Origin of the sequence: Pseudoalteromonas sp. S558, assembly GCF_005886635.1 — a bacterium.
Lineage (GTDB): Bacteria > Pseudomonadota > Gammaproteobacteria > Enterobacterales > Alteromonadaceae > Pseudoalteromonas > Pseudoalteromonas aliena.
Genome location: NZ_PNDU01000103.1, coordinates 1 through 8,669, shown reverse-complemented (window position 1 = coordinate 8,669; position 8,669 = coordinate 1). Strand labels below are relative to the sequence as shown.

The following is an 8,669-nucleotide window of genomic DNA, read 5'->3' as shown; positions in this document are numbered from 1 at the left end:
CAAAGTTGAGATGTTATTTTATCAAATTAAAGAGAATTAAGCGTTTAAATTAAATCGAAATTTTTGAAATTGGTCTGATCAATGTCTGTAGGAGGTTGAATTATGGCTCTTTCATTTACAGGTATTGGATCCGGTGTACCAGTTAACGATATTGTAGATGCATTGGTGAATTCACAAAAGACCCCCTATCAAGCAAGAGTAACCCGTCAACAAGCGGCTCACACTACTGATATATCAGCGGTTGGTACGCTAAAGTCATCGCTTGAAGAGCTCAATAAATCTCTAGAGTCGCTAGGAACCACAGATAATTATCAAAAACGTTCTATCAGCGGTAACGATGACTTTATTTCTTTGAGTTCTGAAAAAGCGGCTCAAGTAAATAATTTTTCAATTAAAGTTAATAGCCTTGCAGATAACCATAAATTAGTAGCAGCAGCCGTACCGAGTGGAACTGCTGTTGGCGAAGGTAAATTAGCTATTAGCTCTGGTACTAATAAATTTGATATTGAGGTAAAAGCGGCTGCTACGCTTACAGATATTAGAGATGCAATTAATGACTCTGCAGATAATGATTCAGTAAGTGCAACCATTATTACCGATAGCACCGGTGAGCGTCTTGTTTTGTCTAGCAAGGAAACTGGAGAAGTTAATGCAATTAAGGTTGTTGTTGATGACACTGGTGATGCAAATAATACAGATGCTAGCGGTTTATCTCGTTTTGCTTACGATCCGGATCCGGCCTCAACAACGTATGCTGAAAACCTAACAGAAGTAACTAAAGCCGCAGATGCGTCGATAACAATTGATGGTCAATTAAGTGCTACTAGCAGTACCAATGAGTTTGTTGATGTTATTGATGGCGTTACTATATCCGCTAAAAAAATACACGGTACTGATGACGATATAAGTAATGCTAAAATTACTGAAAATAATAATAATGTATCCGCTGGGCTTAAATCCTTTATAGATAAATTTAATTCATTTATTGATTTATCAAAGCAACTAGGTCGTTCAAGCAAAGAAGACGGAGTGGGGGCTTTAGCTGGTGATTCACTATTACGAGGCTCTGTAAATCAAGTGAGATCGATGCTAACCTCTGAATTTAATGTTACTGATGACAAAAAAGAATTTTTAGCTAACCTTGGGGTAAGAACTGAGCGTTCAGGAAAGTTAAGTTTAGATTCGGATGCATTAAAAGCTGCCATAGAAAAAGATCCAAATGCAGTCCAACGATTTTTTACTGGCGATGATGATAATGGCTTTGTTGCTAAATTTGATGATGTTATTAAAGGCTATACTGCGTCAGGCGGTATAATAGAAACTAGAATTGATGGCCGAGAAGCTCAAATAGATAAGCTTACAGATGAATCTGTTAGCTTTAATTTAAGAATGGCTGATTATGAAAAAAGGTTACTTAACCAGTATAATGCAATGGATTTACTCGTAGGTAATTTAAAAAACACGGGTAATTATTTAACCGCACAATTAGCTAACCTCCCAGGGGTCGTTAAGAAAAGTTAATGGAGTAAACCTTGAGCGTTAACCAACAAGAATTAACAAAAATGATGTTACAGGCTACGTTGTTAGCTAATTTATCGCTGATAAAAGAGCGTATGCCTAGTATTTATAAAGAATTTAAAGATTACCAACCTACCGATACCGGCGTTGCGATAGATTATCAAGGTCGTGCCAACCTATTTAATAACAATAAATTTGTCTATGAAATAGACCCAAGAGAGTTTGCTAAGCAGCAAGTGACTCAGTTTCTAGAGCGCCCTCTTTACTTTAAATATACTGTAGAACATCAAGCAGATGAAGATATCTATTTTAAGCATTCAGCCTTACTTAAATCTATTCATAATGTTCGAGTTGCTGAATCTGAAAACAAAATTGGCAACCCCGCAGATGAGGAGCGAATTGATTTTGTTTGTTTTTTTGGTGGTGGATTAGGTTATCAAATTGAAGAGCTATTAAATACGAAAGATGTCTTAAATGTTTTTTTATTTGAACCAAGTAAAGATAGCTTCTATGCCTTATTGCATTGTATTGAATTAAAACCTCTACTAGATAAGTGTACAAGTAAAGGCGGACAATTCTCTATTCGTATCTCGGGTAGTGAGGACGGGGTTGTAAATGATATTTCTAAATTTTTATTTCAACAAGGCCACTTTAACCTTAGCCAAGTGCTGTTTCTTAAGCATTACGATAGCCCATTAATAGAAAAAACAATTGCTAGAATAAAAGCAATTGGGCATCGCTGGTCTGGGGGCTGGGGATTTTTTGAAGATGAAGTTATTGGTATCTCGCATACACTCTCTAACTTAAGTGCCAAATTTCCGGTGGTAAAAAAGAGCAGTACATTTAAAAATCCCTTAGTAGATTACCCCGTATTTATTGTAGCAAATGGACCATCGTTAGATTTAGCAATTGATTTTTTGAAAGAAAACCAAAGCAATGTTGTTATTTTATCATGTGGTACTGCACTCAAAGCATTACTTATTAATGGGATAACTCCAGATATTCATATAGAAATGGAGCGTACTGCAGCATTACTAGACTGGGTAGAAGTTGTTGAACGCACTGAAGGTGTAACCACCCGATTAGACGAGCTTAATATAGTAGCACTTAATACGGTTTATGATGGAATATTAAAGCGCTTCAAGAGTGCTCATTTATTATCTAAAGTAAATGATGCCGGAGGACGTTTAATACGTGCGATGGATGAAAAGCAGCTATTCACCTATCCAGAAAGCAGTAACCCGAGTGTGTCTAATACTGGACTTGCTGTTGCCGCTGAATTGGGCTTTAAAGAGGTCTACTTAGTAGGGACTGACTTTGGCTTTGTATCCCAAGAACATCATCATTCTAAGCACAGTATTTATTTTGATAAAGACTTTAAGCATAAAGAGCTAATTAAAAAGAATATGCAAAGCGATATGGTTGTAAAAGGTAACTTTAGAGATGAAGTTCTTTCTACCCATATATTTGACTCTTCAAAAGGTAATGTTGAAATATTATTACAGAGTAACCCTCAAGTTACGGCATATAATACTTCAGATGGGGCGTTTATTCGATTTACCACGCCTAAGCGTATAGCTGATATTAGCCTTAAAAATACGATAAAAAATAAGCAAGAAATGGTGAGTGAGTTGCTCAAACGAGCAACCTCATTAGAGCAATTATCTTTAGGTAATATTGATAGTAAGATGACGGCTATAAAAAGCGGCACTAAAGCTATTTTAGAGAAATTGCTATTAATAACGTCAGCGCACTTTAATACCAGAGAGTCACTTGCTGATGCGTTTACTCTGCAAAATAAAATTCTACTAATGCTGCGCGATGGAAATAGTAATGATCATGTTGTTTATTGGTTGATACAAGGAACATTCAGGTATTTTCAAGCCTATATAATGACTAACAGTTATTATTACCGTTGTTTAGAACAGCGAGCTGAATTTATGAATGCATGTATCGATGCATTTCACAGCCATGTAGAAGACTTGTATATAGAGTTTATTGAAAACTACAATAAATCAGCTAAGCTTTAATTTTTTATTATTCAATGGGCTGGTGGTTTTATTAACCAGATTTTAGATTAATAGCGATTACTTTAAGTAATCGCTATTTTTATCGCTTCGGGGTTACTTTCATTAAATAGAGAAACCTGAACTAAATCACATGGTTTATCATTTAATAGGTAGTGGTCTTTTAAAGTGCATTCATTTTTATATCCAGATTTTATAAATGCTTTTGTGCTGCCTATATTGGAAGAGTAAGCTCCCGCAGTTAATTTACGCAGCTGTAATATTTTAAATGCATATTGGCTTATTAGCTTAATAGCTTGGTTTGCATAGCCTTTTCCCCAACTTTCTTTTTCGCCAATAAACAGGCTCACTTGAGCTATATTGTGAACCTTATTTATACTTCCAACTTTTATATTCCCAATGTGCTTATTATTATTGCTTGTTCTAATAGTAAATAATTGTTCAAGCGGATTATCTAAATTAGCAGAAATATAGCTCTTAACTGAGTTAAGATCTTGTTTACTAAAACGAGTTTCTAAGTATTGATTTACCAAAGGATCATTAAGCCAAGCAACATAATTTTCGTTTGCATCGTCTAAAGATATACTTTGTAAAAATATATCTTTAGTCTCATTACTCGTTATTTTAATTTGGCTACTCATCAATAAATTCCCATTTAGCAGCTGTTCCTCTTGTTATATCTACGGCGGCTTTTTTGCCAATCAGCGTATCGTAATACTTACAAGGTAGACCGTAGCCAGGGCGTATTCTTTTTATGTGTTTTTTTGTTATGATTGTACCTGCCGGTATATCTTCAATAAAATAAATAGAGCGTCTAAATTTTAGATTTTCGCTTTCAGCTGATTTTAATTCATACCCTGCATTACCTATCGATTTGTACACATCTTTGCTTTGGCTAACAATTGATTTAAGTTGCTCTGGCTCAATTGAAAATTCTGAGTCAGGTCCTTTTTTAGATCTATCTAAAATAAAATGCTTTTCAATAAAGCATGCTCCTAAAGCAACTGAGGCAATTGCTGCCGTTGTGCCTAAGGTATGATCAGATAAGCCTGTGATAACGTTAAAGCGTGTTGCAATATCCGCGATTGTCGCTAAATTAGCTTGCTCGAATGGCGCAGGGTAAGCACTTATGCAATGCAGTACAATCAGTTCATCACAACCATTATCTCTTGCTGTGCTAATCGCTTCTTCTATCTCTGTGATATTAGCCATACCTGTAGACATAATGATAGGTTTACCTGTTTCAGCAATTCGCTTGATGAGAGGTAGGTCGGTTAATTCGAAAGAGGCGACTTTGTAAGCTGGGGTATTTAATTCTTCTAGCAACTCTACTGCTGTTTCATCAAACGGTGTTGAAAATATAGTGATACCGACTTCTTTGGCTTTTTCAAACAGTGCACAGTGCCATTCAAAAGGGGTGTGAGCCCATTTATATAGTTCATATAAATTATAACCATCCCATAACCCGCCTTTAATCTGAAACTCGTCTTTATCGCAGTCGATAGTCATTGTATCTGGCGTATATGATTGAATTTTTATCGCATCGGCTCCACATTTAGCCGCTTCTTCGATTGTTTTTAGGGCTTCTTTAAGATCGCCGTTATGGTTAGCTGAAAGTTCAGCAACAATGTAAGGTTCATAATCTAAACCTATTCTTCGACCATCTATTTCTACAAATTTATTTTTCATTGTTACTCAAATAAAGTTAATTTTATATTGGCAGTTAAAGCGCCGTTGTTTTTTGTGGCATTAGTAAACTCAAGCTTATACTTTCCATGTTTTATGTATGCTTTTGGATAACTATCGGCATCTAACATGCGAATATGATCAAAGATAGCATCCAGCTCTAAGTTCGTATCAATAACACTTTGGCTTGGATTGCGTCTTGAAAATGCTGTTACAGGCCCTTCTTGAGGTGTTACTTCGGGGTTTTCGTTAACAATAAACTGAATCATATCAAAAGTTAAGGCTGAACAGCGTAAAAATATTTGTTGTGCGGTGCCCTCCAAAGATAAAGGCCTTTTTAGGTAAATAGGGCCTGTATCTATACTTTCTTCCATTTTTAGGGCACTTAATTTTGTGGTGGTATGGCCAAGAGAAATTAAATTCTGCATTGGACTTCCGCCCCGCCCATAAGGCAAATCAGTCATATGGAAGCATACGCAATTAAAGTTGTTAATTATTTCTTCAGGAACAATCCAGCTCCAATGAGGAAAAAATATATACTTGGGGTTTAAGTGTTTTAAGTGACTATAAGTGAGCTCTTTTTTGTCAGTAATTAAATGCCAATTTCCATTGTAAGCTGGCGTGCGTTTATTATATTGGGCAATATTCCAGTCTTTAATTGTGGCTACAACGTAATTGTTCATGTTCAGTCGCTTATCGGTTTTAGAGACGTGATCTCTATAGTCAAATTAATAATTATTCAGCTTCAGGTTAATTGCTATTCTATAATTTTGAGCACTTCGTTGGCGACTCTTATACTGCCTTTGCCATCACAAATACTAATGCAATTTTTATAAACGTCATTATTTAATTTTAATCTATTTTGCCAAAATTCAACTTCTTTAATTAATTTTTCTTCAATCTCTGTAATTGAAATAAAGCGGATCACTTCAGCTAATTGAAGCGCGTTAGCGATCTCTCGCTGGTTGTCTGCCTGTACAATAACAACAGCAGGAAGACCTAAAGCGCACCTTTCCCATGACGTTGTTCCTGCTGCACCAATCGCTAATGTTGCCGTTGACATGATCTCTGCAATATTACTCGGCGATATATGTAAAAAGACTTTTTTATGGCATTGTGCAAAGTTAAGCACTGACTTTACGTTTTTTGCTGTTTTATTTAGGATTACATTAATTTTTTCAAAGTATTTTAATTTTATTACTAGCGCTAAAGCTTGAAGAGTCAAGTTGTCAGGATCTGTTCCTCCAAACATTATGAGTAAGGTGCGCTCTTTTTTTTCAATTGATACTTTTTGAAACTCTAAAAACTCAGGCCTTAATAAAGCAAAGTCTGAGCCAAGTAGTAGTTGAGTATGGTTATTTACCAAGTGTCTGTATTTAACTGTTGGGCATTGGTAGGTTTGATCTAATAACAAGTCACAATTGTGTTTTCGATTCGCTAGGTCGTCAATAGCCATCATTTTTTTGGTTATGTTTTTCACTTTATTATGCCAACGGGTATCAATAGCATAATGATCTATTACGATTAAATCGTAATTTTTCCCCGCTGTTAATTGTAAAAACTCTTCACTGTCATCATCTAAACTAGCACCTAGCCATGAGCTGTAGTTTTTTAAGTCGATGGTACTTTTTGGAGAAGCCATTTTTACAAGCTCAAACCCTGATTGGATTATATTTTCATTACTATTGCCGATGGCATCGCGACAGAAAAAAGTGATATTAACATTAGCGGCTTTGCTAATTGCCGTCGCTAATGTAAGGCAACGCATCACATGGCCCGAACCAATATTTAAAGCAGAATCAACTCTAAAAGCGATGTTGAATAATCGAGTCGGGGTTTTGGTATTACTTTTTTTTATATTAATGCTCACCTTTTAGAGCCTCTTTACGGATGTAAATCAAACATTTTTTATTTTCTATTGTTGTTTCTTTTTCTCGTTTAAAATTACAGGTTTCGAATAATTTAATAGATGCTTTATTTTCAATTAAAATAGTCGCGATAAATGTACTATCTATGCTCTTTTCTATCAGGTTTAGTGCTTGTGTTAAAATTTCTTTACCGTAACCATTGCCTCTACTGCAAGGAGATAAATGCGTATCTATTTCATACGTATTAAGAGTTGTTTGATTAAATCTGACTTGTCCGATGGGTTTACCGTCAATGGATGCAATATAAATTTTACTATTAAGAGACGCTAGTTGCTTATTAAACCAAGTTAAGTGATTTTGTAAGGTAATTGGGGCGTCTTTTAATGCGCAGCTACGAATAACGGGATCATTAACCCACTGGTATAAAGTAGTGCAATCACTTTGCTCGGCTTCCCTTAATGTTATCATTTTATTTTCTATCCTAAGTTATACCAATCGCAATAATACTTAATCAATTTGAGGGATTAAACTTGGCGCTAACGGTGTTAAAAATCTCTGATAACGAACAACTAAATAACGAAATTTTTGCTTCAAAATAGACCACTTAATTAAGCAAATTGGTATTAGATATTAAAACCGTGATTTAATAATGAGCGTAATAGGCCTAATCTATAAAGCGTTCAATATAAAATGCTTCAGCAAGTGGAGTGCCTACACACATACCTCTAAATTTAGCGAGTGCTTGAATATTCTCAATACTTCGAGTGTGTGGGGCTTCTCTCATTTCATCTTTATAAGCTGTGAGAGCTTTTATTTTTTTACTAAATACATGCTCGATATTGACAAAATAGTTAGGTTTGAATGCCTCGTAACGGTGACTTGCCCATTCAGTGCTTGATAGTGTTTCGAAGCAAAATATTTGCTTTACTGATTGCATTGGTTGCGGCCTGCAAGCGGTTAAAACAGCTTCATAAGTTTTTCGATGATCAACATTTAAATCGCTATGATAATGGGTATACACGCGTGTAATTATATTTTTAGATAAAAATAGTTCGATAGCTTGCGCTATTTTTAGCAGTGATACCGTATCGAATTCATTATCTGGAAAATCCAACGATGTTAGATTGTTAGGTGAAATACCTAATTGTTGGGTTGCATTTAAAAAAGCGGTTTGCCGCGTTTTAATGTCTGCTTCGTTGTGCTCTTGACGTGAGCTAACCCCATTAGAAAGCGTCAAAATATATATTTCATCACCTTTTTCAATATGGTTCGCGATTGTGGCACCACAGCCGAGTGTTTCATCGTCAGGATGGGCGACGATTATTGCTACTTTCATGCTTTATTATCCTCGATAAATTTAATGATACCAATCGGCTTATATATGGGGTTTATTTAATGATAAAGAAATTGCGCTGTAACTAGGCAAAAATTTTTATATCTAGTTGTTCTAAATAAAAAATTTTTAACAACGTTATAGAGTGATTTAATTCGTTAAATTGTTCAAATATTTATGCAGGTTGGTATTAGAATCTGCCTGGCTTGGCATAACCCTTTCTAACGGCTTTAAATT

General features: G+C 35.3%; 8 protein-coding genes. 2 read left to right on the top strand and 6 right to left on the bottom strand.

Annotated features, from left to right (window positions below; all coding sequences use genetic code 11):
- The first annotated feature begins 102 nt into the window (after positions 1–102).
- Positions 103–1,521: a flagellar filament capping protein FliD gene (gene fliD / locus CWB66_RS08440; protein WP_138585018.1), complete on the top strand. Its 1,419-nt coding sequence runs from the start codon at positions 103–105 to the stop codon at positions 1,519–1,521.
- Between the two features lie 11 nt (positions 1,522–1,532).
- The gene (locus CWB66_RS08435) at positions 1,533–3,548 is read left to right on the top strand and encodes a motility associated factor glycosyltransferase family protein (protein ID WP_138585017.1); all 2,016 of its coding nucleotides are present in this window, start codon (positions 1,533–1,535) and stop codon (positions 3,546–3,548) included.
- Between the two features lie 62 nt (positions 3,549–3,610).
- Here the strand turns inward: CWB66_RS08435 and CWB66_RS08430 are convergent, their stop codons facing one another.
- From CWB66_RS08430 to CWB66_RS08405, 6 genes are all read right to left on the bottom strand, one after another.
- Positions 3,611–4,186 carry a GNAT family N-acetyltransferase gene (locus CWB66_RS08430; RefSeq protein WP_138585016.1) on the bottom strand — a complete coding sequence of 192 codons (576 nt, stop codon included), beginning with the start codon at positions 4,184–4,186 and terminating at the stop codon, positions 3,611–3,613.
- Positions 4,179–5,234 (bottom strand): pseudaminic acid synthase, encoded by a 1,056-nt coding sequence (gene pseI, locus CWB66_RS08425; RefSeq protein WP_138585015.1) that lies wholly within the window; start codon positions 5,232–5,234, stop codon positions 4,179–4,181. Before pseI ends, CWB66_RS08430 begins: the two co-directional genes overlap by 8 nt.
- Before the next feature lie 2 nt (positions 5,235–5,236).
- The gene (locus CWB66_RS08420) at positions 5,237–5,914 is read right to left on the bottom strand and encodes a formyl transferase (protein WP_077537224.1); all 678 of its coding nucleotides are present in this window, start codon (positions 5,912–5,914) and stop codon (positions 5,237–5,239) included.
- Between the two features lie 74 nt (positions 5,915–5,988).
- Positions 5,989–7,101: a UDP-2,4-diacetamido-2,4,6-trideoxy-beta-L-altropyranose hydrolase gene (pseG, locus tag CWB66_RS08415; protein WP_138585014.1), complete on the bottom strand. Its 1,113-nt coding sequence runs from the start codon at positions 7,099–7,101 to the stop codon at positions 5,989–5,991.
- Positions 7,091–7,567 carry a GNAT family N-acetyltransferase gene (locus tag CWB66_RS08410; protein WP_138585013.1) on the bottom strand — a complete coding sequence of 159 codons (477 nt, stop codon included), beginning with the start codon at positions 7,565–7,567 and terminating at the stop codon, positions 7,091–7,093. The genes pseG and CWB66_RS08410 overlap by 11 nt, the downstream gene beginning before the upstream one ends.
- Positions 7,568–7,763: 196 nt before the next feature.
- Positions 7,764–8,435, bottom strand: a complete 672-nt coding sequence (locus CWB66_RS08405) for a PIG-L deacetylase family protein (RefSeq protein WP_138585012.1) — start codon at positions 8,433–8,435, stop codon at positions 7,764–7,766.
- Positions 8,436–8,669 lie beyond the last annotated feature (234 nt).